This window comes from Winogradskyella echinorum, assembly GCF_014297365.1.
GTDB classification, from domain to species: Bacteria; Bacteroidota; Bacteroidia; order Flavobacteriales; family Flavobacteriaceae; genus Winogradskyella; species Winogradskyella echinorum.
The window spans coordinates 967882-991624 of the sequence record NZ_JACOQD010000001.1 but is presented as its reverse complement, the minus strand read 5'-3'; the positions used below and the strand labels follow the sequence as shown (position 1 = coordinate 991624).

The window sequence follows — 23743 nt, the reverse complement described above, 5'->3', positions numbered from 1 at the left end:
TTGTAAAGAATGGTTTTGGTATAAATTTTGATGCTTACTTATAAGCTATCAATTATTAATCTCAAAACCATTAATTATGAAAAACTCTACTCTTTTTTCAGTTTCAAAATTAGTTTTCTTTATTACTTTCTTAAGTTTTAATCTATTAACTGCCCAAGAAGACCCAATTGATATATTAGACAGTTACGAAGATTACACTTCAGACGCAAGAGAAGTTGTCTATGTTCACCTTAATAAATCGACTTATATAAAAGGTGAAAGTATTGGATTTACAGCCTATGTGCTCGATAAAAAAGATAAAAAACCTTCATTGGTCACTACCAATCTTTATGTAAGTATAGAAGATGAAAAGAATAATGTTCTACAAAAAAAGCTACTCAAGGTAGAAAATGGTGTCGCCTCTAATATTATTGAGTTAGATTCTAGTTTTACTTCTGGTTACTACACGTTTAAGGCTTACACAAATTGGATGCGGAATTTTAACGAGCAAAATTATTTTATAGAATCTGTAAGGATAATTGATCCAAAAGCCGAAGAATATTTAGAAACTGCAAATGTAGAAAATGCTATTGACGCACAATTCTTGCCAGAAGGTGGTCATTTACTTAATGGTGTAATTAACAATGTTGGTGTGGTTTTAAAAGACTCTAAAGGATATGGAGTGGCTTCTGTAAAAGGTGAAGTAAGAGATCAAAAGGATAACCTTGTTACACAATTTGAGGTCAACCAATTTGGTATAGGTAAGTTCCCTTTATTGGCAGAGATAGGGAATAGCTACAAAGTAAATCTAAGCTATCTTAACAAGGATTACAGCTTTACATTAAATGAAAAGATAGAATCTATTGGTGTTACCATGTCTCTTGTAAATCATAAAAACAAAGCTATTGTTTCTTTAACAACTAATAAAGAGAGCTTAAAGCATATTAAAAACAAACCTTACAGCCTTACAGTACATAATGGTGAAAAAATTGAAGTTTTAGATATCGTATTTAATAATCAATTGGATATTCTAACTGTATTTGATTTAGAAATGTTAACTCCTGGAGTTAATATTCTTACATTATTTAATGAAAAAAATCAGCCTATCATAGAACGTTTGTTTTTTAATTATAATGGTATTGACGTAATAACATCTAGTAATTTATCGGCATCTAAGGCAGGTGATTCTATTACAATGAAACTGAATTTTAAAGATATCAGTGCTCAACAATTTAATAATCTTAGTGTTTCTGTTTTACCTCAAGAAACGAAATCTTATGGTAGGCATCATAATATCTTATCATATACTTATTTGCAACCTTATGTAAACGGTACGATAGAACAGGCCAAATATTATTTTACAGATATAAGCCAAGAAAAGCAGATGGAATTAGACAATCTTTTAATCACGCAAGGATGGAGTAGTTATGATTGGCAACATATTTTTAAACCGGCAGAATACCTTACTTACCCATTTGAGCAAGGATTTACGTTAAGAGCAAATGTTAATAAAGAGGTAAGAGGACCAAGCAGTAAATATATGTTACATGCCATTGCTGATCAAGAACCTAAGTTGTTTGAAGCTAGCGAAACAGATAAAACGTTTATTTTAGAAAACATTTTTATTTCTGAAAAAGATAGTATGTTTTTATCAGAAGTAAAGGCTAAAGATTTGCTTTCTCCTGCTAAGCTGTATTTACAATCATATCCTAATGAGATTCCTTTTCTTAATACAACTAAAAAAGTATTAAATCCAAAGGCAGATTATGCAACTTTAACGGGTTTAAAAAATAAAGTGATATTTGAAAACTTAAATAACATTCACGAATTAGATGAGGTAGTTGTAGAAACTGAATTAGATAAAATTAGGGTAAGAATGTTAGAACTTGGCCAACATAGCTATGGTAGAATTAAGATACCTACTCAATTAGATAGGCTTAATTACTATACTCTTGGGGCGTATTTAGCACAGTCTAACCTGAGTGTTTCGGATGGACTTGGATCTTTTTCTGCCAGCTTTAGGAGGAATGATAGAGGATCATTTGGAGGTAATGGAGTCGAAGGTGAAGCAGAAAATGGTAGATTATCTAATACGGGAGCTTTAATGTTTTTGGATGGCATGCAGATTATGGATACTTCTATATTTTCACAAATGCCAATGAGTAATATAGATTATGTAGAATTAGACCCTTCAGGTTTTGGTATGGGTATAAGAGGTAATCAAGGTGTTATAAAAATTTATACACTACAAGGCAGTGCATATAAATCTGTAAACAGAGAGACTGCCCAAAAATATAGCCTTCCTTTAACATTTAGCGGAAAGAAAAAGTTCTACGTACCAAAGTACAGATACTATAATGATGATTTCTACAAAGGTTATGGAACAATATCGTGGAAGCCAGAACTTGTAACAGATGCTAATGGAGATATTAGTATTAAAATAAAACAACCAGAAGTACCAGTAACCTTATATATTGAAGGTATAGCTAATGATGGATCCTTTATTTTTGAAGAAAAGACGATATCATTGAATAAGAGTTTCTAAAATTGTAAAGGGTGTTTATTTACATGCAATCAATTATTAATCTCAAAACCATCAATTATGAAAAACTCTACTCTTTTTTCAGTTTCAAAATTAGTTTTCTTTATTACTTTCTTAAGTTTTAATCTATTAACTGCCCAAGAAGACCCAATTGATATATTAGACAGTTACGAAGATTACACTTCAGGCGCAAGAGAAGTTGTCTATGTTCACCTTAATAAATCGACTTATATAAAAGGTGAAAGTATTGGATTTACAGCCTATGTGCTCGATAAAAAAGATAAAAAACCTTCATTGGTCACTACCAATCTTTATGTAAGTATAGAAGATGAAAAGAATAATGTTCTACAAAAAAAACTACTCAAGGTAGAAAATGGTGTCGCCTCTAATATTATTGAGTTAGATTCTAGTTTTACTTCTGGTTACTACACGTTTAAGGCTTACACAAACTGGATGCGGAATTTTAACGAGCAAAACTATTTTATAGAATCTGTAAGGATAATTGATCCAAAAGCCGAAGAATATTTAGAAACTACAACTGTAGAAAATACTATTGACGCACAATTCTTGCCAGAAGGTGGTCATTTACTTAATGGTGTAATTAACAATGTTGGTGTGGTTTTAAAAGACTCTAAAGGATATGGAGTGGCTTCTGTAAAAGGTGAAGTAAGAGATCAAAAGGATAACCTTGTTACACAATTTGAGGTCAACCAATTTGGTATAGGTAAGTTCCCTTTATTGGCAGAGATAGGGAATAGCTACAAAGTAAATCTAAGCTATCTTAACAAGGATTACAGCTTTACATTAAATGAAAAGATAGAATCTATTGGTGTTACCATGTCTCTTGTAAATCATAAAAACAAAGCTATTGTTTCTTTAACAACTAATAAAGAGAGCTTAAAGCATATTAAAAACAAACCTTACAGCCTTACAGTACATAATGGTGAAAAAATTGAAGTTTTAGATATCGTATTTAATAATCAATTGGATATTCTAACTGTATTTGATTTAGAAATGTTAACTCCTGGAGTTAATATTCTTACATTATTTAATGAAAAAAATCAGCCTATCATAGAACGTTTGTTTTTTAATTATAATGGTATTGACGTAATAACATCTAGTAATTTATCGGCATCTAAGGCAGGTGATTCTATTACAATGAAACTGAATTTTAAAGATATCAGTGCTCAACAATTTAATAATCTTAGTGTTTCTGTTTTACCTCAAGAAACGAAATCTTATGGTAGGCATCATAATATCTTATCATATACTTACTTGCAACCTTATGTAAACGGTACGATAGAACAAGCCAAATACTATTTTACAGATATAAGCCAAGAAAAGCAAATGGAATTAGACAATCTTTTAATCACGCAAGGATGGAGTAGTTACGATTGGCAACATATTTTTAATACAAATCCATCTTTAAATTATCCTTTTGAGCAAGGTATAACGTTAAAAGCTAATATTCATTCTGAAAATAAAGCATCAGAATCAATATACATGATGCATACTTCAAATATAACTCAGCCTCGTTTTTTTAAAGTTGAAAATCTAGAATATAATTATTTCTATATTGACAGTCTATTTCCCGTGAAATCAGAAAGACTGTATTTATCAACATTTGATAAAAAAGAGATCATTCAGCCACCAAAATTATATCTACAATCAACACCGAATGAAATACCTCATTTGTTTTCTCTAAGATATGGTCTTAATCCAAAAGATAACTATACGATAGCTACAGATTTGAACAAAAATGTAATGCAATTTGAAAAGATTAATAGAGTAGAAGAATTAGATGAAGTTATAGTTAAAGGGGAGTTAGATAAGAAAAAAATACGATTAAAGGAACTAAGCGAAAATGCTTTTGGAAGAATAACGATTATAGATGAAAATGAAATAACACAACATATGTTTTTATCTCGCTTCCTACAATCAAAAGGCTATATAGCAATAGACGTTCATGACGCTTCAGTACTTTTTGTTACAAATCGTAGTTCTTTTAATCCACCACCAGCAATATTTGTAGATAATTTTCGTGCAAATATGAATGAACTCTACTTGTATTCTATGGACCATATTGATTATATTGAGATTGAAAAAAATGGTACTTACGGGAGAAATTATGGAGCTATAAAAATTTTTACTTATCCTGGCTCTAGAAGAGAAAATAATAGAAATAAGAAATTAGAGTTTAAGTTCCCTTTGACATTTACTCCAGAAAAAAAGTTCTACGTACCAAAGTACAGATATTATAATGATGATTTTTATAAAGGTTATGGAACAATAGCGTGGAAGCCAGAACTTGTAACAGATGCTAATGGATATATTAGTATTAAAATAAAACAACCTGAAGTACCAGTAACCTTATATATTGAAGGCATAGCAAATGATGGGTCCTTTATTTTTGAAGAAAAGACCATATCATTGAATTAATTGAGCTTTAAAAATTAACTCTAAATATTACATTAGGAGTAAGCCCCAGAGACTGTTGCTTTATCTCATTAACAACACCATCATTAAGTCTATAGAAATTATTGATGGTGTTTTTTTTATCTAAAAGATTCCAAATTGAAATACCAAGGTTAGCATTAGTGGTTTTAGATAATTTAAAATCATACAAAGCAGAGACATCAATCCTTAAGTAATCCTCTAATTTTTCTGAATTAGTAGCATTGTAATTGATTTCATCATTATTAATTTCAATACCATTAATAGGGCTGGTTTTAGGTCTGCCAGAATTCCAGTTTATACCTGTGGATATTTTAAGTTTTTCTGCAGTATAATTGGTTCCAAGTGTAATGGCGTGTGTAACATCAAAATTGCTAGGAAAAGAATGTTCTGGTAAAGACTTAAAGGTGTATTTGTTATCCATATAAGAATAACTTAACCACGTATTAAAATTATTCAACTGTTTTCTAATTATAAAGTCTAAGCCTTTTACGTTGTATTCACCATCAGTTTTTACAAACTCATATTGGTTTTGAAACCCTTGGCTTTGCGTTGTAATACCTTTTACTTTTTTATAATAACTCTCTGCGCTTACTAACCATCCACTTTTATTAAATGAAACACCAACTGAAGCTTGTTTACTTTGTATTACAGGTATATCATTATTGTTAGATAATTGCCACCTACGTTTTTCAATACCTAAAAAATCATTTTGAAAATTGATAATTTGAGACGTATTTTGGTGTTTAAACTCGCCTAATATTTCAAACGAAAAATTTTGAAGAAATTTATGAGAAAAACTCAATCTAGGTTCAAATAAATGCTTTTTAAATTTATCAATATAATTATATCTTAATCCAGTAATTAAATTCGTATTTCTGTCTTTAGATTTATAAGAAATTTGGGAAAATACACCATGTGTTCTCACCACTTCAGATACTAATAATCTAAAAAGAGGATTATCTACATCATCTAAATTTGTGACTTGAGTTTCAACAAAATGATAACCATTTAATAGACTTAATCTGTTATTAATGTTATAATATATCTTTAGTTTTAGGCTAGTTTCAGATACCTTATTTTCTTGAAGAAATCGCTGCGCATCCAAAACATTAGCATTAATGGATTTTAGTTTATAATCTGTTTCATAACCTTCAAAAGTGGTTTGCCATTTACTATTCCATAGTTTAGAATAATAAATAGCACCAGCAATACTATTTTGCTTTAAACTACTCTCTCTAGATTCTTCATTTATACTTTCGTTAAAGACTAATTCGTTAGCAGCATTAATAAAGTTTATTCTTAATTCTTCTTTATCATTTATTATATAAATCCAACGTAAGGAAGCATCGTAAAAATCAAATTGTTTATTAGAATTAACAATGTCCATTGCATTGTTTTCTACTTCGGTATTTTGAGATATGCGTTCAAAATAATTGTTATAGGTTGGTGTTTCAGTAAAATCACTAATCGATTTTCGGGTTGCAATCTGTAGTGAAGATTTTTTGCTAATTGGTACATCAACAAATCCATTAGCATCTATAAAATTAATACCTATATTTCCTTTAAAGTCTTTATTAATGAATTTTTCTGTTTCCATAGCAATGGTACCAGAAACTCCATCTGTAAATTCTGTAGTAGTTCCATTTTTTGTTAATGAAACGCGTTGTGTTATTTGTGGATTAAACATAGAGATAAGACCAAAAAAGTGACCAGATTGATACATTTTAATGTTATCCCACAAAATTAGATTTTGGTCGTGTGTGCCGCCTCTTATGTTAATATTTGAAACGGTTTCGTTAATACTTTGTATGCCTGGAAATGCTTGTACTGCCTGTAATACATCCGTATCTATTAATCCTGGTAAAATATCAAAATCTGAAATATCTATTTCAAAAGAACCATTGTTCAACTTATTAATTCCTTTAACAATATAGCCTGCAACTGTAACCTCAGAGAGTGTTTGAAGCTTTAAATTGTTTGAATTAGAGATTATCAAAACTACATTATCATTTGCTAAAATAAATTCTAAACCCGTTTTTGCTTCTAGGTATCTTAATGCTTTTTTTAGTGTGTAATCTTTTGATGGTGCTATAATATCTGTGTTAAGAATCGCTTCCTCAGCATAATTAAATTGAACATTAAACTGTCCTTCTAAAGACTTTAAAATTTGAGACAAGGATGTTTTTTTATCAGTCTCTTGGGCATTTACTTTAAGAGAAAAGATGAAGCTTATAAGGATTATAAATAGATAATGCCTAATTTTTATTGCCATGAATTAGAACTTGCTTTGGTGAACTAATTTCAAAAGTTAAATTCATTGGTTTTGTAATAGATATAAGAGCATTTTCTATATTGTCATTTACAAACACACCTGTAAAAACCCTAGACAGGTCTGTATTTTTAAATAACACTTTAATGTTGTACTGACGCTCTAACTCATCAAAGACTTTTTTTAGAGGAACTGATTTAAAGCTACTTCTGTTATTGGTCCATTGAGGTTCTAAATCTATTGTTTTACTTTGAGTAAACTTTTTGTTTAAGATACGAAAAGTTTCACCAGCTACTAATTGCTCAGTAATTGTATCTGAAGTTACCTTTACAATCCCTTCAAAACACATAATTTCAAAATAAGCTTTTCGAGCTTTTACATTAAATTCAGTACCTATAACAGTTACAGTTCCGTTTGGTGTAACCACATCAAATGTTTTTCCTTTTGCTACTTTAAAGTACGCTTCTCCCTCAAGATTTAAACGTCTTGTAGTATTCCATGTATCAGAATCATAGGTTATTTTAGAATCAGCATTTAAAATCACTGTAGATTGGTCTGGTAAACTAGTTGTTGTTTGCTGTGCAATCAATGTTTTTACTTCAACAATATCTGAATTGAAAAAGGTAAAATAAACACCAAAGCCTATAATCAAAGCTGCGGCAATACTAATAAATGGTTGTAGCCAAGTTAAACGTTTAACAGGTGTTTTATTTTGGTAATTGGCTTTAAAGGTTTTAAAATCTTCTGCTTTAGAAAATTGAGAGGCTTTAAAATGTTTGGCTTTGTCAATAATATTTTGATTTATTGCATAGTCTGGTTGCTTACTAAATGCATCTTTTTCTGCATCTGTAAGTTCATCATTTAACCATTTTTTTAATAAATCGTTTTCAGTCATATATAGTTTACCTAGTTATATAACAACTAAGGTCTTAATTCTCCTTATTATTTTATTTTAAAGCCTTCGAGTTCTTTTTTAAGAATATTAAACGCACTGTAAATTCTATATTCTACAACCTTTTGAGTGACACCTAAAAGTTCTGCTATTTCACTGTGTTTCTTTCCTTCAACTTTACTCAATAAAAACGCCACGCGTTGTTCTTCTTTTAAATTAGAGAGTATTTTATTGTATTTTTCTAGGTATTGTTCTTGCTCTAAAATAAATTCTGGGGTTTCATTATTATGATTCTTAGGATTTATTTTCCGATGTTGTAATACAACTTTCTGGTGTTTAATCTCATTTAGCATCATATTATTAGCAACAGTAAACAAAAATGATTTGGCTTTAGTTAAAGTTATTTTTTTACAATTATCCCATAGCTTTATAAAGGCATCTTGTACTTTATCTCTAGGATTAAATTGTGCACCGTATTTGTAGTATAGAAAATCATGAACATCGTCAGCATGCTTGTTATAGATGCGCTCAAATGTTGCTGCTTCGCAAATATTTTCGCTTAATTTTTTTGGCAAGAGTTAATTGTTTGGTTAAAGATATTGAAATATTTTTTTTAAAAATATCAGTAGTTTTAAAAACTAAGTTGTTATATATTAAATGGCAACAAATTAAAGCTATTATGACTCTTAGAACTTATTTATTACTGTCTCTTTTCATTGGTCTTACTTTTACGTCATGTAGAAAAGAGGAAAGAGAATTTGTTCAAGCTCCAGAAGATGAAATTCTAGGGCCAGATTCTAGTATTTCATTGTTAATACAAAGAACAGTATCTAATGATGGTTCGCTAGATAATATAGTGGATAGAGCTAATTGTTTTGATATTCTTTTTCCTTATTCTGTTAATGTAAATCAACAGTTTTTAACTATAAATTCTTTTAACGATTTAGAGACAGTTGAGTGTATACTAGATGAAGATGAAGACAATACAGATACCTTAGATATTGTATTTCCAATAACCATAATACTATCCGATTTTTCAGAAGTAAACATTGCTAGTACAAGTGAGCTAAATAATTATATAAATAATTGTAATGGCGAAAATGTATATGACGATGATATTGAATGCATAGATTTTCAGTATCCAATAATAGCCTCTATATTTAATACAAACAATGAATTAATTGATACTATTACTATAAATGGTGACAATGAACTCTATGAATTTTTAAACGATATAGACGAAAATGATATTGTAACAATAGAGTTTCCTATAACTGTTATTCTATCAGACAATTCTGAAATTATAATAAATAATCTTATTGAGTTAGAGACAGCAATAGAAAATGCTGAAGATGCTTGTGATGAAGATGATGATTACGATTATAATGATGATGATTGCGATAATTGTACAATTACTCAAGTAGAAGATTTACTTGTAAGCTGCACTAATTGGGAGGTAGATAAACTAAAACGTAATGATATCGATTACGATGATACTTATGATGGGTATGTTTTTAACTTCTTTAATAACGGCACTATGTCAGTTAATTGGAACACTACAACTGTTAGCGGAACATGGGTTGCTAGTGGCTCCGGAAATAATTTAGAAGTAGTAATAAATGTGCCAAGCCTACCTTTATGTAATGCCAATTGGATTTTACATGAAGTTGAAAATTGCTCTGCCGAAACCAAAATAGATTTAAGAGTAGGTGACGATGATCGTATTCGATATGAAAATAATTGTAATTAAATATTTATAAACCTAAAATACGTAATAATGAAAAAATCAATTTTTTATAGCATTTTATTAATGGTTAGTTTTTCACTAATGTCTTTTACCTGCTCATCAGACGATGATGGAAGTAACCAAAATGATAATTCGGAAGAAATTAATCTAATTGAAAACAATGTTGAAACTGGAACTTGGAGAATTACGAGTTATATAGATTCAGGTCAAGATGAAACCAACGATTTTAATGGTTATAATTTTTCATTTAATACGGACGGAACTGTAGTAGCTACTAACGGAACAACAACTTACACAGGTAGTTGGTCTGTAACTAATAGCAGTAATAGTAATGATGATAGTAATAACGACGACGATATTGATTTTAATATTTCATTCCCAGTACCAGACACCAATAATTTTGAAGATTTAAATGACGATTGGGATATAACTTCCCATAGTGAAACGACTTTAAGTCTAATTGACATCAGTGGAGGAAATGGAGGAACCGACACTTTAGTTTTTCAAAAAAACTAAATAAAGAAGAAAACCTACTCATAAATGGCTTTACTAAATAGAATTTTAGCACATTTTAATATTAACTAAAAGCGAAACTAAATGCGTAAAAAACTAATCATTCTTAGTGCTATAATAGTAGCAGCAATCATTAGCTACAATTACATCTATCAAGATCATAGAGATATTGAAAGTGAAAGTGCTGAGTTTGTAATATCTACAGCAGAAATTTCAAATCAATTTTCTGAAGATGCTTTAGCTTCAGAGCAAAAATATTTGAATAAAACCATTGAAGTTTCTGGCACAATTTCAGAATTAAACACCAATGAAATTACTATAGACGACAAAGTCTTTTGTCAATTCTCAAACCCAATTTTAAATTCCATTAATGTAAACTCGAAAATAAAAGTTAAGGGTCGTGTTATTGGATACGATGATTTATTAGAACAAATAAAGTTAGACCAATGCACAATTATAAAATAAAAATGAAACACCAATTGTTATTTATAGCATTCTTATTTTGCGCATTTACACATGCTCAAGAGGACTTATTAGATGAAATAGATACAGATTCTGTTATAGATAATTACGCTACAGCTGCCTTTAAAGGTTTAAAAATCGTGAATTTTGAATCCACAAAACTCGTTGCAAAAAAAGAATTAACTTTTATCGTTTCGCACCGTTTTGGAAGCATAGAAAATGGTTTTGATAGTTTTTTTGGACTTGATGATGCCGTAACACGACTCAATTTTGTTTACGGTTTAACAGATGCTATAAATGTTGGAGTATCTCGCAGTTCGTTTCAAAAAATATATGAAGCTTCTGCAAAATACAGACTAGCAAGACAGCAAGAAAACGGCTTTCCATTTACCATAGTTGGATATAATTCTATTTTAATAAATACAGCATTAGAAAAAGAAAATTTACCAAAGTTAGAATTTAGGGATCGTCTAGGATATACAGTTCAACTACTGATTTCCAAAAAAGTAAGCACAAATTTGTCGTTGGAACTTGCTCCCACATTTTTTCACGACAATTTTGTGGCTTATGACGAGCAACACAACTCACAATATGCTATTGGATTTGGTGGTAGACAAAAACTAGGAAAGCGATGGTCTATAAACTTAGATTATGGTTGGCATCTTAATAGAGCTGACGATTCACCTTTTAAAAACCCCTTGTCTATTGGTTTTGATTTTGAAACGGGAGGTCATGTTTTTCAGATGCATTTTTCTAATGCTCAGGCTATGAATACTAATGGGTTTTTAGGACAAGCTACTGGTGACTGGAGTGATGGTAATATCTATTTTGGCTTTAACTTAAGTCGTGTATTTTAAAATCTAAAAATTATGAAACGTATATACCTAATATTCCTTTTAATTATAAGTTTTTTTTACAGTTGTTCTTATAATAGCGAAGATGATTTAACAAAAGATATAATTGTTGACGTTGTTAATTATGAAGACAACATTAAAGCAATAATAGATACCAATTGTATTGGTTGCCATAGTAATCCACCAGTAAATGGTGCGCCAATGTCACTAACAATTTATAATGATGTAAAAAACGCAGTAGAGAATAGAGGCTTAATAAGTCGTATAGAATCAACCGATTCTGGATTTGGTATGCCTTTTGGAGGACCAAGATTACCGCAAAATTTAATTGACCTTGTTATTCAATGGGATGCAGAAGGTCTAATAGAAAATTAAACTATTATGAAAAAGATCACATTTTTATTACTTGTATTATTCAGTTTAAGTGCTATAGGACAAACCAAGTATCTAACTAAAACTGGAACACTTTCATTCGAAGCTTCAGTGCCTTCATTTGAAGAAGTTGCGGCAAAAAATGAATCGGTTACTGCAATATTAAATACCGAAAATGGTGAGTTTGCAGCGCTTGCTTTTGTAAAAGCGTTTCGTTTTAAAAATGCCTTAATGGAAGAGCATTTTAATGAAAACTATGCGGAATCAGATAAGTATCCCAAAGCCACATTTAAAGGTAAAATAGTAAGCTTTGATTTTGATACTTTAAGTGAAACTGATAGTTATTCACATATTGATGGCTCACTGACCTTTCATGGCGTTACAAAACAATTTAATGGCATTCCACTAACTATTAAAGTTAAAGACAACAACATTGTTATAACTGGAAGTTTTAAGGTATTAGTATCGGACTTTGATATTGAGGTACCCAAGATTGTTGCTAATAAATTGTCTAATGAGGTTGAAATAGATTTTAATTTTGAATTGGTTAAAAAATAGAATTTTATTCTAAAATTAAAAGCGCAAGTCAATAACTTGCGCTTTTTTTACACCCACTTATTTTCCAGAGAAAATCTCCTTTAATTGTGTTACCATATTTCCATTACCTGAGACTGTAATCTCGCCAATTTTCTCAGCTATTTTTTCCACATATTCCATCTCCTTTAGCTTGTACAGCATGTCATTCTCTTCCATCAACTTTGCCGTATTTAGCAAGCTACGTGTAGAAGCTGTTTCCTCACGTCTCATAATAACATTAGCTTGTGCTTTCTTTTGAGCGACTAAAACTTGGTTCATGATATCTTTCATTTCACCAGTTAAAATCACATCTCTTATACCGCAGTTTAGTACGGTTACACCTAATTTAGTTGCACTTGCCTTTACGTCTTCAAATACGGCCTCAGCAATATTTTCTTTACGTTCTAACAATTCATCTAAAGTGTATGCACCAACATAAGCACGCAAAACTAATTGCATAGTGATGTATAATTGCTTTTCGTAATCCTTGTTATCTAAAAGCGCTTTTTCTACATCTGTAACTTTGTACTGTGTGTAAAAGTTGATACGGATAGCTGCCTTATCTTTAGTTAACAATTCTTGTCCTGCAATTTCTAATTGTAACTGACGTAAATCTGCTTTTGCAATTTTAATAGAAGTGTCATTTCTCCAGAAACGGTATGTACCACCTTCTAAAGTTTTGGTATATACATCATCTACTAAAAGCACTGCTTTTTCGTAAGTTGCGACTTCAAATGTTCTGATGTATTTATTCACTTCTAATTTGCTAAATAGCGATTTGTCTAATTTTTCTGTAATGTAAATTTTACTTAAATCTACACGCACATAATCGCGTTCAATTAGTCCTTTCCAGTACACATAACGATCAGCGGTTAGAATAGATTTAAAATTTCCTTTTTCGTATAGAAAAACGATTTCTCCGTCCTTTACCTCAATAACATCTAGCATATTAGCTAAAACCTCATCTTTCAATAAGATTTCTAATGCTACTGGTGCTGTGAAAATTGCACTCAAATCATACGTTAAAACACGCTTATTGAGCCCTAGCCAGTGTAATCCTTGAGTAATTACCTTCACGTAATCTCCTCTTTTGAATACTAAACCTACTTTTCCTGCATTAATTCTTACTCGTAACATTGTTTTTGTTTTTAAAATTAAACATTAGTGTTTGCCAATTAAGGCGGATTGGTAATTCTTGTAACGGACGGATTACCAGCTTCAAAAATCACTGACGAGCTCAATAATTTTTGAAGTATATTTTTTATTCTATTTTCTTTTTAAAAAATAGCAGATTGCAAATCATCTCTTCCGTACGGAAATACTCATAGTAAAACCATCCACAATTAGTGCAATGACATTTTGCTGAAAAAGGTATCTTATCGATGTGTCTTTCAAACTTTATATCAAAGCAGTAACTACTTTTAAGATTACAAATCAGTAGTTCTGGAACATCTAAAATTGCTCTTTTACTGTCATTCCTGCCTTTCGTCTTAGCTCAAGACAGGCTTCAACAGGAATCTAAAGCCAATTCACAATCCACCATTTTTGTCATTTTTATTGAGCAGTGTGACGGACTGCTTGGCTATCAGTTTTACAAGATGATAAGCTTTGGTGTTGATGGATTATAAGTCCATAACCTACGTTAAAAGCGTAGTGCTCTAACCTAACTGAGCTACAATAGCCATGGATATTATCCAAGCTAGAGATCGGATTCGAACCGACGACAGCTACGATCTATTGCTTCACCGCTAAGCTACTTCCCCATTTTTTTATTATCTTTTGAGGGGAAGGTGGGATTCGAACCCACGTACATAGAACTGGTGACTATTTTTTGGTTAATAGTCAAAACCTTCAAGTCTAGTTGTATATAAAACCATAATGCATCTCTGCAACGAATTATACAATAGTGCTATACCGAAACACCCAACAAGACCAGCTTGATATCATTTCCTGCGTAGGCAGAAATATTTTCAACGAACTATTTCATTTGTGGAACAGACAGGATTCGAACCTATATCGCCAGATCTTCAATCTGGTGCATTGACCAACTTTGCTACTGTTCCGGTTTTAGTGTCTATTAAGATTAGTTCGTTTCATTTCTACTTAAATAAATAAGTACTCATGAATGCTTTGCATTTCGAACTTGATCCTAGAGGATATACCTCTTGTGCTAGCCATTACACTATAGACACCAGATAACCTGATAGGATTCGAACCTATAATACAAGAATCAAAATCTTGAGTGTTACCATTACACCACAGGTTATTATTGTAAGCTTAATAAGATTTGAACTCATACCTCAAAGTCCGTAGCTTTGAATGCTATCCATTACACTATAAGCTTATTCGTACTCCACCCAAGATTCGAACTTGGACTTTTCGGCGTTTAAGACCGTTGCCTCTCCCAATTGGGCTAGTGGAGCATTGTACAGGAAGAGAGATTCGAACTCCCAGTTTCTCGATTCTAAGTCGAGTGCGTTTGCCGTTTCGCCATTCCTGCAAATTGTTGAGGTATTAGGACTTGAACCTAAATCACCCGAGTTAAAAGCTCGGTGCTTTAACAATTAAGCTACACCTCAATTAGTTGAGATAATAGGAATCGAACCTATGACATTCACGATGTAAGCGTGACGCTCTTCCACTGAGCTATACCTCATTTTGTACTCCGTAAGGGAATTGAACCCTTAATTCCTGATAGAAAGTCAGGCGTCTTAACCATTTGACCAACGGAGCATTTCGCAGTACCGACGAGATTCGAACTCGCAACTTCTCGGGAGACAACCGAGCACTCTAGCCATTGAGCTACGATACTATTTGTGGGAATTGAAAGATTCGAACTTACTCAACCAGAGGTAACAGATTTACAGTCTGTCTCAGCTCTCCAACGCTGACGAATTCCCATTAAAAAGGTCATCTATTCACTGTCATTTCGAGCGAAGTCGAGAAAATGCATTTTTTTGTTTTTAATACATTTCGACTACGCTCAATGTGACAGTTTTTATATAAATTCTCCTTTCTTTTTATTACAATAAATTATTTAACCGATTCTGAAACCAACTGTTTTTAACTTCAGTTTCAGCTTCTTTTTTAACCTGATTTTCTATGATTCTATTTTCATTGGCTTGAATCTTTCTCTTCTTTTTAACTCGAGATAAAACAGTATCAACAAAACTTATAAAATCATCATTTAAGGCTAATTGCTTTGCGTCTTTAAGGACTTTTTCAGCATCTTCATATTTAGCGATACTTTCGTATAACTGTCCTTGAGTTAAAGCGATACTTGCTCTATCAATTCCTTTTACGGTTTTGGCAAAATCAATTAATCTTTGCGCTTCTTTAAAATCGTGATTATTAATTAATAACCGTATGTAATCCGGATACACATCTGGTATATTCAATCGACTCGCTAAAGCTGTTTCAAAGTACTTTTTTGCCGTTTCATTATCACCCAATTGCTCGTAGTGCACTTTTGCCATTAAATGCAAGGCTTTTACATTTTCTGGGTCGTAAGACAAAGCGTAATTTAATGCCTCAACTGCTCTTTCTAATTCCCATGGATAGGCTTCAATGGCTCTAAACAAATGGATGTTATGTAAATTATTTTCCATGATATATTAATTCAATTGATTATTACTGTTTTAAAATGCAACACCATTTGGTGGTGCTCTTAAAACTGTTCAGATTGATGTATTCTTAAATTTTTTGAAATAAAAAATCCGAAACAGTTTGTTTGCTTCGGATTTTTCTCTGGGAAATAAATTATCTACAGAAAATACCGAAGCCTTGTAAATGACTCGAGGTCATAACTTAAATTTTGAAATGCTACTATATGCTTTAGCATGGCTTCTTGTTTTTTTATTAATTATGTTATTGCGAATTGTTTAATTCTGCGATGCAAATATAAAATGTAATTTTTGAAAATTCCAAATAAAAAAACAATTTAATTAATTGATTTTTAGTTAGTTATATTGTTTTTAAGCAAGGAAATTCCTGTCCGCTTTATGCAGATGTTTGAAGGTTTTTGGCAAGCGTCTGTCTCCCAATTGCTTAGTCTTCAATACGTGTTATTTTAGTTTTTAAAGTCTAGTTTCAAATTTTTCTAATTTTTTTCATAAAAAAAGCGCCCAACTTCTTGGACGCTTGTACTATTTATAGTTTTTGTGTTTAAATCATATACAATTAATGATTAAAAATAGATACATAACGTCCTTGTCGTTGAAATAATTCAATGCTATTTCCACGATAATCCCACTGACACATCAGTGATTTTGGTGCTCTATGTACCATTGTTTTTCTCATTAGTGTTGCAAATATGCTATAAAATATGGGTAAAATCAAAATTCTAACTCAAATTAGATTAAATCTGAATTACGCTCCATAGGCAACATCGCGCTTTGAATAGTTTTAGAATAAAGCTGATTGTCTGTATCTTTGGTAAAAAAGGAATTATGTTATCAAAATCAATAGAAGCTGCATTAAACAAGCAGATACGTATAGAAGCCGAATCGTCTCAGGTATATCTTGCCATGGCAGTTTGGGCAGAAGTAAAAGGATTAGAAGGTATTTCTAACTTTATGTACGACCAATCTGATGAAGAACGTGAGCATATGCTAAAATTGGTAAAGTTTATTAACGAACGTGGTGGACATGCACAAATATCTGAGCTTAATGCACCAAATGTTACGTTTAAGTCTTTCAAAGAAATGTTTAAAAAACTATTAGAGCACGAGGTTTTTGTATCCGAAAGCATTAATGAGCTTGTTCATATTTCACTTGAGGAAAGAGACTATGCTACACACAATTTCTTGCAATGGTATGTTGCCGAGCAAATTGAAGAAGAAGCTATGGCAAGAACGATCCTTGATAAAATAAATATGATTGGAGATGACAAAGGTGGCTTGTATTTGTTTGATAGAGATATACAACAACTTACAGTAAGCTCTGCTGCTCAGACACCTGGCGCTGGAATTTAAGTGTTAAAGTTTATTTAGAATTAATAAAAATAACTATTTTTGTTGCCGAATTTAAAGATCCCAATCCATAGGGAACTGCAAATGGGCAAAAAAAAGAAAAACAAAAAACTAAAAGAAGAACGAATTAAAGTTCTTCAAACTTCTGGTTTTGATGCTTTAGGTAAAGTAAAATCCAAGTGCTGTAAAAAGTACAAAAAGGCAGAAAATAAGCGCTGTAAAAAATGCCCTTGCTTTGATCTTCTTAAAAAAGTTGCCTAAAGTTTTTAGACTTGTTTTAGAAATTTCCATCGTTTTAAGCCTATTCGTTTAGATTTTATTCAACATTCAAATATAGTATATGTAATAGCGAAACTATTTCTAAGAACGGTTAGTTACTCTTTTAATTTTGGCCAATTTGATATCTCATTTAACCTTCTTAATAGATACAAACCAATGTAATGAACGAAGCATCATAAAAGTATTATAAAAACTATCCCAATTAATTTACGTAACAATAAGTCGCACTTCTATTTTATTTATATAAATTAGTATTTACTATAAAATAAACTCAATATAACTCAAAAGTCACACCTGTATAAAATAAAATAGTAAGGACTAGAATTATTTAAAGTTTGTTATTTGTTTTAAAGACTAATAAAAACAATGATAGCATCAGACAAGTTAGTGACGTATATGTGGATTTTATTAGCAGTTTATGCTGCTGTAATATTATTTTTCGTCATTAGAGGCGCTCGTAAAAACACGAACATAAAAGATTATGCCGTTGGCAATATTGGCTTTCCATCTTGGGTTGTTGGTTTGTCCTTAGCAGCTTCCATGACAAGTGCTGCCACCTTTATTATAAATCCTGGATTTATTGCACTTTATGGTATTTCTGGAGTTATTTCTTTTGCTATTGTATTGCCAACTGCGGCATTTATTTCCCTAATTGTTTTTACAAAAGGCTTTGTTAAACAAGGGAATGCAGTAAAGGCTACAACTATGGCACAATGGATAGGCAAACGATATAAAAGTAAAAGTTATGCCTTCTTCTTTGGTTTTATTGCACTGTTATTAATTACATTTATTGTACTTATTAATGTAGGACTAACACAAGTAATTTCAAAATCACTAAACGCAGAACCGTTTTACGTACTTATGGCAATTACTGCTTTTGTATTTGGGTATATGATGTTTGGTGGTGCAAATTCTATGGTTTACACCAATACCATCCAAGCAATAATAATGTGTATTGTAGCTCTAATATTAATAGGATCTGGTTCGGAATATTTTGCAAATGGTGTTACTGGTTTTATGGATAAACTAAACGCAATTGATCCTAATTTAACAAAATCTACGAACCCATCGAGTTTCTTGTTTAGAGATTATTTTGAAATTATATTAACCCAAATTGTTATTGGTGTTGCGATTGTTTGTCAACCACATATTATTACCAAATCCCTATTACTAAAGGATTCCAGTAAAATTAATTCCTATCTATTTAGTGGTATTGCTTTTATGATTGTTTTCTTTTTAGTTGTTATTGTTGGCCTTTATGCTCGTATCAGTTTTCCAGATTTTATGGTAAATGGTGAGAAACTACGAATGGATGAAATTATTCCAACCTATGTAGTCACAAAGTTCTCGGTGGCTGTTGGTTTAGTTATTGTGGTGGGTTTAATTTCCGCAGGTTTATCTACTTTAGAAAGTTTAATTCAATCTTTATCTATAACTATTACTTCAGATATAATTAATCCTCTATTTAATGATAAATTTACTGAAAAGACCATAACCATAAATAAAGTGGTTATAATAGTTTTAGGTATTGTAAGCTTTTTATTAAGCTGGGAACAGATAAAAAACCCTAACGTTAGTGTGGCAATTTTCGCCCAAAATGGGGTCTATGCCTACTTCGCCGCTGCTTTTGTACCTGTTTTATTTGGCACATTTTTAAAACATGTTTCAACCCGATCTGTATTTATTGCTAGTATTACTGCTATTGTAGTGCATTTTGGAATTTATTATGGCAGATTGACGCCCTACATGCAAGAACCAGTAAATAATCCTGGTGTTTCAGCTGCAATAGGAATTATCACATCTTTAATTGTTGGTTATATTATATTTAAAATAGATTCAAAAAAAGTAGAACGTGGATAGGTTAGATTGGACAGCTAAATGGGCAGATTACACTCCCGATAAAGTCGCTATTACTTCGTATGATGCTAATAAAAGCTATACTTATAGCGAATTACATATCTATGCCAATCGTTTAGTTAAAAAATTTACAGAATTCCATCTCGAAGAAGGTGATAGAATAGCAGTTTTAGCAGATCATGGTTTAGAGTACATGGTTCTGTTTGTTACATGCCAGCGAATGGGACTTGTTTTGGTACCATTAAATTACAGACAGTCTGTTAATGAAATATCTAAATTGGTTGTTGATTGCACACCAAGTTTATTTATTTATAATAACAATCACAAAGACAAAGCAGAACAATTACCAATTCAGAATTTAAACATTTCAACTTTTGAAAGATTATCTAATTATTATGAAACTTCTGGATATTTAACAACTCAAACTTTTCAGATTAAAGAAGATAACCCGTTATTCATTTTCTATACATCTGGCACAACTGGTACACCAAAGGGTGTTGTTTACACCAATAAAATGTTATTTTGGAACAGCCTAAATACTTCCATGCAACTCGGCATTACATTCAGAGATTCTACCATAAATACATTACCGCCTTACCATACCTCTGGCTGGCATGTTTTCGTAACACCATTATTACATAAAGGAGCACATATAGGCATGTTAGAGAAATTTGATGCCGAAAAAATATTGTGTCTCTTAGAGCTCAATAAGACCACTTTATTTATGGCATTGCCAACTATGTTATTGATGATGCAAAAAACACCTGTTTTTAAAGATGTAAATCTTAGAAAGTTGCGTTATATTATTTCTGGTGGCGAAAAAGTGCCATCAGAACTGGTTAGTTTTTGGAAAAAAGAGAAAAACATTTTTATTAGACCAGGTTATGGATTGACAGAAGCAGGACCAAGCATTACGTCATTACACCATGAAATGACAGAGCTTAAACCTAATTCTATTGGAAAACCTAATTTTTATTTAGATATAAAAATTGTGAATACTAATGGAGAAACTGTAAAGCCATATGAAGTTGGCGAACTCTGTATAAAAGGAGATATCGTTACTCCAGGATATTGGAATAACTCAGTTAAAACAAGTAATAAAATTAAGAAAGGCTGGTTATTCACAGGCGATTTTGCCTACAGTGATAATGAAGGCTTTTTATACATAAAAGGTCGTAAAAATGACATGTATATTTCTGGAGGTGAAAATATCTATCCTCAAGAAATTGAAACACAATTAGAACAGATAGAAGCCATAAAAAAAGCGGTTGTTTTAAGTGTTAAAGACGACAAATGGGGAGAATGTGGTATAGCCTTTGTAACCTCAACAAATAAAGACCTTTCGGTTACTGAAATACGTGAAGAATTAAAAAATAATTTGGTAGCTTTTAAACACCCAAAGTACATTTTTATACTAGACGAAATTCCAATAACCAGTGTCGGGAAAGTATCTCGAAAAAAACTCAATAAATATTTTAACGCTTTAAAATCCCAACAATGAAACGATTTGGAATAGTATTATTAATTCTTTTTTTTAACGCTACACTATTTTCTCAAAACACTAAAAAACCAATGAAAGAATTACTTTCAGATTATAATTTTAAAACCCATGCCATAACTATTGACAGCTTGGAAATAAACTATATAAAAGAAGGCAACAATAAAATCACACTTTTATTTGTGCATGGTTTAAGTAGTAATTCTGATGCTTGGTCTAAAAATATCGCCTCACTAAAAGATCAATATACATGCATTGCTTTAGATCTGCCTGGATACGGAAAATCATCTAAACCTGATGCTGTGTATACACCTTCCTTTTTTGCTGAAGTTTTGTACAAATTTATAGAAAAACTTCAGCTTAAAAATGTCGTCTTAGTTGGTCATTCCATGGGAGGCCAAGCCAGTATAAAATTTGCTGCAGCTTATCCTAATACTATTGAAAAATTAATTTTAGTTGCTCCTGCAGGTTTAGAGCAATTTACAGCAACTAATGCAACATTTATGAAGGGTTATTTTTCGCCAGAAATGGTTAAAAACACAACCGATGCACAAATTGAAAAAAACTACGCACTTAATTTTCATACCATACCAGAATCGGTTTCAAAAATGATTGAAGACCGAAAAAAAATAAAAGAAGCTTCAGATTTTGAAGCACATTGTGATGCTATAGCAAACAGTATTTCGGGCATGTTAGATGAACCTGTTATTAAAGATTTAGAAGCCATTTCTCAACCAACCTTAGTAGTGTTTGGTGATATGGATGCACTGATTCCTAACCGTTATTTTAATCCAAAGCTAAGTGTTGAAGATGTTGGTAATGTAGCTAAAAAGTATATAAAATCTGTAAAGGTGAAGTACATAAAAGATGCTGGACATTTTGTTCAATATGAAAAACCTTCAGAAATTAATATGCTCATTCAGCAATTTGTCGATGCAGAATGAAAACAAAGCTTAAAAAATTTACAGAGTTTAGTAAAACCATTTTACCTAATGAAGCCAAATATCTAGAAAATAGATATCAGTTTACGGACTCTGAAAAACGCAATATAATTTCATTAGTTATTGCTAATGCTTTATCTCAAAACAAACCTGTAGTTTTTGATTCTACAATTGATAAACGAAAATATTCCTATATAAAAGATTGGATTGAGAAAAAACTTGCAAGCATAGATGTAGATGCTACAATTGCATGGATTATGTCTTTAAATAAAAAAATCCTAACAGATGCTATTGCTTCAAACGAAGAAAAAGACTTTTTAAATTATATTTCATCCTATAAAAATATTGAGTTCAATTTTCAGAATTTATATGAGCTTGCTAAGGAATATAAGTCTTATCTATTAGTAAGAATGCGCTACAAAGACCATGATGTCGTAGCAGATTTTATAGAAACATACAAAACTAAGTACGCAGAAGCCAAAGAGATAAAAGATAAACTCTACAAGGCAACTACAGAAATTACTAATCAATACACCCGAAATAATAACGAAACAAAACATTTAGAAACGTGGTTACTCGACGTTTTTAATGATAAAAATATAGATGGCAAAAACAGATATCAGGCATTTGTTTTACTCGCTTTTATGTACACCAATTATAACGAGAACGATAAGCTAAAAGTTATTTTTAACCAAATTGATTATTATTTCAGTGAAGGTGAAATGTACTCTAGACGTTTATTATCTAATTATTATGCAAGCCGAGTATTGCTTCACTCTAAACAAGATGAGTTTGAAGAAGCTGAATTTTATGGTTATTTATCTATAAGGCAAAAGAATAATGATGCTCTAATGTATCTAAATAATTTGGTTGCCATTTTATTGAGAAATAATAAACCAGAAGGTGCTTTTACTTTATTAGAACAGCATCACGATCTATATAAGGAGACTCATAATTACCATCAAAAAATAGGCTATTGTTCGTATCGCGTGCGTGTTCTGTCTGAACTTCAAAAACATAAACTTGCTGAATCTACTGCAAAAACCTTTTTAAAAAAATATAAAAATGAAGTCTTAAACCATCGCTGGCATCATTTTTTTACCTCATATATTAATGTATTGATAATTCTTGAAAAATATGAGGAAGTTTTAAAGCTAGCCTCAAAGTTTAACCTAATTGAAAAGGAAAGTGAACGGCAAAAACAAAACAACTATGTTCCAAATATTTTTTGGAGTATTTCACTTTCAAGATATATGGAAGGACAAATAAATTCTAATCGTTTATTAGAAGAAATTAAGGCACCACTTAAAGCGATTCATCCTACAAAAAACCAAAAACAATTAATGATTAAGGTCATCGATAGACTTTCAAACAATTTACCCGAAGCCTTTTTAGAGCTAAAGTCGCACATCTAATAAAGTATAGCAAAATCGACCCTTTTCAGCTATTAAACTTCAAATTATATCTTAAAAATTTAAGAAAGTCACACTTAAAAGCTTTTCCTTTTAATTGTCTTTATTTTCAATTTCATAATA

19 protein-coding genes and 8 tRNA genes are annotated in these 23743 nt (G+C 31.2%); 14 read left to right on the top strand and 13 right to left on the bottom strand.

The window, feature by feature from the left end:
- The first annotated feature begins 76 nt into the window (after positions 1 to 76).
- Together H8K90_RS04380 and H8K90_RS04375 are read left to right on the top strand one after the other, a co-directional pair.
- Positions 77 to 2524: a hypothetical protein gene (locus H8K90_RS04380; RefSeq protein WP_186844710.1), complete on the top strand. Its 2448-nt coding sequence runs from the start codon at positions 77 to 79 to the stop codon at positions 2522 to 2524.
- 57 nt (positions 2525 to 2581) lie between these two features.
- Complete coding sequence (locus tag H8K90_RS04375) at positions 2582 to 4960, top strand: hypothetical protein (protein WP_186844709.1); 2379 nt, start codon at positions 2582 to 2584, stop codon at positions 4958 to 4960.
- A gap of 7 nt (positions 4961 to 4967) precedes the next feature.
- On the opposite strand, the gene H8K90_RS04370 is transcribed toward H8K90_RS04375, so the two are convergent.
- Genes H8K90_RS04370 through H8K90_RS04360 form a run of 3 tightly spaced genes read right to left on the bottom strand, consistent with a single transcriptional unit; the run spans position 4968 to position 8714 of the window.
- Entirely contained in the window at positions 4968 to 7250 is a 2283-nt protein-coding gene (locus H8K90_RS04370; protein ID WP_186844708.1) for a TonB-dependent receptor plug domain-containing protein, read from the bottom strand.
- Positions 7234 to 8142 carry a FecR family protein gene (locus tag H8K90_RS04365; protein ID WP_186844707.1) on the bottom strand — a complete coding sequence of 303 codons (909 nt, stop codon included), beginning with the start codon at positions 8140 to 8142 and terminating at the stop codon, positions 7234 to 7236. The genes H8K90_RS04370 and H8K90_RS04365 overlap by 17 nt, the downstream gene beginning before the upstream one ends.
- A gap of 47 nt (positions 8143 to 8189) precedes the next feature.
- A complete protein-coding gene (locus H8K90_RS04360; protein ID WP_186844706.1) occupies positions 8190 to 8714 on the bottom strand; it encodes an RNA polymerase sigma factor in 525 nt (174 codons plus the stop codon).
- A gap of 104 nt (positions 8715 to 8818) precedes the next feature.
- Between H8K90_RS04360 and H8K90_RS04355 the strand changes: the two genes are divergently transcribed.
- The 6 genes from H8K90_RS04355 (at position 8819) to H8K90_RS04330 (ending at position 12645) form a co-directional block, all read left to right on the top strand.
- Positions 8819 to 9889: a hypothetical protein gene (locus H8K90_RS04355; RefSeq protein ID WP_186844705.1), complete on the top strand. Its 1071-nt coding sequence runs from the start codon at positions 8819 to 8821 to the stop codon at positions 9887 to 9889.
- A 27-nt stretch (positions 9890 to 9916) separates the two neighbouring features.
- Entirely contained in the window at positions 9917 to 10402 is a 486-nt protein-coding gene (locus H8K90_RS04350; protein WP_246457510.1) for a hypothetical protein, read from the top strand.
- Between the two features lie 81 nt (positions 10403 to 10483).
- The gene (locus H8K90_RS04345) at positions 10484 to 10864 is read left to right on the top strand and encodes an OB-fold protein (protein WP_186844704.1); all 381 of its coding nucleotides are present in this window, start codon (positions 10484 to 10486) and stop codon (positions 10862 to 10864) included.
- Between the two features lie 2 nt (positions 10865 to 10866).
- The gene (locus tag H8K90_RS04340; RefSeq protein ID WP_186844703.1) at positions 10867 to 11718 is read left to right on the top strand and encodes a DUF5777 family beta-barrel protein; all 852 of its coding nucleotides are present in this window, start codon (positions 10867 to 10869) and stop codon (positions 11716 to 11718) included.
- 12 nt (positions 11719 to 11730) lie between these two features.
- Entirely contained in the window at positions 11731 to 12090 is a 360-nt protein-coding gene (locus H8K90_RS04335) for a hypothetical protein (protein ID WP_186844702.1), read from the top strand.
- Positions 12091 to 12096: 6 nt separating this feature from the next.
- Positions 12097 to 12645: a YceI family protein gene (locus H8K90_RS04330; RefSeq protein WP_186844701.1), complete on the top strand. Its 549-nt coding sequence runs from the start codon at positions 12097 to 12099 to the stop codon at positions 12643 to 12645.
- A 57-nt stretch (positions 12646 to 12702) separates the two neighbouring features.
- On the opposite strand, the gene H8K90_RS04325 is transcribed toward H8K90_RS04330, so the two are convergent.
- From H8K90_RS04325 to H8K90_RS04280, 10 genes are all read right to left on the bottom strand, one after another.
- The gene (locus H8K90_RS04325) at positions 12703 to 13800 is read right to left on the bottom strand and encodes a slipin family protein (protein WP_186844700.1); all 1098 of its coding nucleotides are present in this window, start codon (positions 13798 to 13800) and stop codon (positions 12703 to 12705) included.
- Between the two features lie 853 nt (positions 13801 to 14653).
- Positions 14654 to 14726, bottom strand: a tRNA-Phe gene (locus H8K90_RS04320).
- Between the two features lie 132 nt (positions 14727 to 14858).
- Positions 14859 to 14929: transfer RNA gene (locus tag H8K90_RS04315), tRNA-Gln, on the bottom strand.
- Between the two features lie 83 nt (positions 14930 to 15012).
- Positions 15013 to 15086, bottom strand: a tRNA-Leu gene (locus tag H8K90_RS04310).
- A gap of 4 nt (positions 15087 to 15090) precedes the next feature.
- A tRNA-Leu gene (locus H8K90_RS04305) sits at positions 15091 to 15163 on the bottom strand.
- A gap of 6 nt (positions 15164 to 15169) precedes the next feature.
- Positions 15170 to 15242, bottom strand: a tRNA-Lys gene (locus H8K90_RS04300).
- Between the two features lie 5 nt (positions 15243 to 15247).
- Positions 15248 to 15319 (bottom strand) — tRNA-Val (locus tag H8K90_RS04295).
- Between the two features lie 5 nt (positions 15320 to 15324).
- Positions 15325 to 15396, bottom strand: a tRNA-Glu gene (locus H8K90_RS04290).
- A 6-nt stretch (positions 15397 to 15402) separates the two neighbouring features.
- A tRNA-Asp gene (locus H8K90_RS04285) sits at positions 15403 to 15475 on the bottom strand.
- A gap of 211 nt (positions 15476 to 15686) precedes the next feature.
- A complete protein-coding gene (locus H8K90_RS04280; RefSeq protein ID WP_186844699.1) occupies positions 15687 to 16271 on the bottom strand; it encodes a tetratricopeptide repeat protein in 585 nt (194 codons plus the stop codon).
- An 840-nt stretch (positions 16272 to 17111) separates the two neighbouring features.
- On the opposite strand from H8K90_RS04280, the gene H8K90_RS04275 reads away from it, so the two are divergent.
- From H8K90_RS04275 to H8K90_RS04250, 6 genes are all read left to right on the top strand, one after another.
- Entirely contained in the window at positions 17112 to 17636 is a 525-nt protein-coding gene (locus tag H8K90_RS04275) for a ferritin (RefSeq protein ID WP_186844698.1), read from the top strand.
- A gap of 81 nt (positions 17637 to 17717) precedes the next feature.
- Positions 17718 to 17894 (top strand): hypothetical protein, encoded by a 177-nt coding sequence (locus tag H8K90_RS04270; protein WP_186844697.1) that lies wholly within the window; start codon positions 17718 to 17720, stop codon positions 17892 to 17894.
- A gap of 384 nt (positions 17895 to 18278) precedes the next feature.
- Positions 18279 to 19772: a sodium/pantothenate symporter gene (locus H8K90_RS04265; protein ID WP_186844696.1), complete on the top strand. Its 1494-nt coding sequence runs from the start codon at positions 18279 to 18281 to the stop codon at positions 19770 to 19772.
- Positions 19765 to 21270 (top strand): class I adenylate-forming enzyme family protein, encoded by a 1506-nt coding sequence (locus H8K90_RS04260; RefSeq protein WP_186844695.1) that lies wholly within the window; start codon positions 19765 to 19767, stop codon positions 21268 to 21270. The genes H8K90_RS04265 and H8K90_RS04260 overlap by 8 nt, the downstream gene beginning before the upstream one ends.
- Positions 21267 to 22211, top strand: coding sequence for an alpha/beta fold hydrolase (locus H8K90_RS04255; RefSeq protein WP_186844694.1), 945 nt, complete (start codon positions 21267 to 21269; stop codon positions 22209 to 22211). Before H8K90_RS04260 ends, H8K90_RS04255 begins: the two co-directional genes overlap by 4 nt.
- Positions 22208 to 23623 (top strand): hypothetical protein, encoded by a 1416-nt coding sequence (locus tag H8K90_RS04250; RefSeq protein ID WP_186844693.1) that lies wholly within the window; start codon positions 22208 to 22210, stop codon positions 23621 to 23623. Before H8K90_RS04255 ends, H8K90_RS04250 begins: the two co-directional genes overlap by 4 nt.
- The last annotated feature ends 120 nt before the right edge of the window (positions 23624 to 23743 follow it).

Excerpts from the sequence above, each read along its gene's own strand:
- H8K90_RS04380 (WP_186844710.1), top strand. The coding sequence starts at position 77 with ATGAAAAACTCTACTCTTTTTTCAGTTTCAAAATTAGTTTTCTTTATT.
- H8K90_RS04375 (WP_186844709.1), top strand. The coding sequence starts at position 2,582 with ATGAAAAACTCTACTCTTTTTTCAGTTTCAAAATTAGTTTTCTTTATT.
- H8K90_RS04370 (WP_186844708.1), bottom strand. The coding sequence starts at position 7,250 with ATGGCAATAAAAATTAGGCATTATCTATTTATAATCCTTATAAGCTTC.
- H8K90_RS04365 (WP_186844707.1), bottom strand. The coding sequence starts at position 8,142 with ATGACTGAAAACGATTTATTAAAAAAATGGTTAAATGATGAACTTACA.
- H8K90_RS04355 (WP_186844705.1), top strand. The coding sequence starts at position 8,819 with ATGACTCTTAGAACTTATTTATTACTGTCTCTTTTCATTGGTCTTACT.
- H8K90_RS04350 (WP_246457510.1), top strand. The coding sequence starts at position 9,917 with ATGAAAAAATCAATTTTTTATAGCATTTTATTAATGGTTAGTTTTTCA.
- H8K90_RS04345 (WP_186844704.1), top strand. The coding sequence starts at position 10,484 with ATGCGTAAAAAACTAATCATTCTTAGTGCTATAATAGTAGCAGCAATC.
- H8K90_RS04340 (WP_186844703.1), top strand. The coding sequence starts at position 10,867 with ATGAAACACCAATTGTTATTTATAGCATTCTTATTTTGCGCATTTACA.
- H8K90_RS04335 (WP_186844702.1), top strand. The coding sequence starts at position 11,731 with ATGAAACGTATATACCTAATATTCCTTTTAATTATAAGTTTTTTTTAC.
- H8K90_RS04330 (WP_186844701.1), top strand. The coding sequence starts at position 12,097 with ATGAAAAAGATCACATTTTTATTACTTGTATTATTCAGTTTAAGTGCT.
- H8K90_RS04325 (WP_186844700.1), bottom strand. The coding sequence starts at position 13,800 with ATGTTACGAGTAAGAATTAATGCAGGAAAAGTAGGTTTAGTATTCAAA.
- H8K90_RS04280 (WP_186844699.1), bottom strand. The coding sequence starts at position 16,271 with ATGGAAAATAATTTACATAACATCCATTTGTTTAGAGCCATTGAAGCC.
- H8K90_RS04275 (WP_186844698.1), top strand. The coding sequence starts at position 17,112 with ATGTTATCAAAATCAATAGAAGCTGCATTAAACAAGCAGATACGTATA.
- H8K90_RS04270 (WP_186844697.1), top strand. The coding sequence starts at position 17,718 with ATGGGCAAAAAAAAGAAAAACAAAAAACTAAAAGAAGAACGAATTAAA.
- H8K90_RS04265 (WP_186844696.1), top strand. The coding sequence starts at position 18,279 with ATGATAGCATCAGACAAGTTAGTGACGTATATGTGGATTTTATTAGCA.
- H8K90_RS04255 (WP_186844694.1), top strand. The coding sequence starts at position 21,267 with ATGAAACGATTTGGAATAGTATTATTAATTCTTTTTTTTAACGCTACA.
- H8K90_RS04250 (WP_186844693.1), top strand. The coding sequence starts at position 22,208 with ATGAAAACAAAGCTTAAAAAATTTACAGAGTTTAGTAAAACCATTTTA.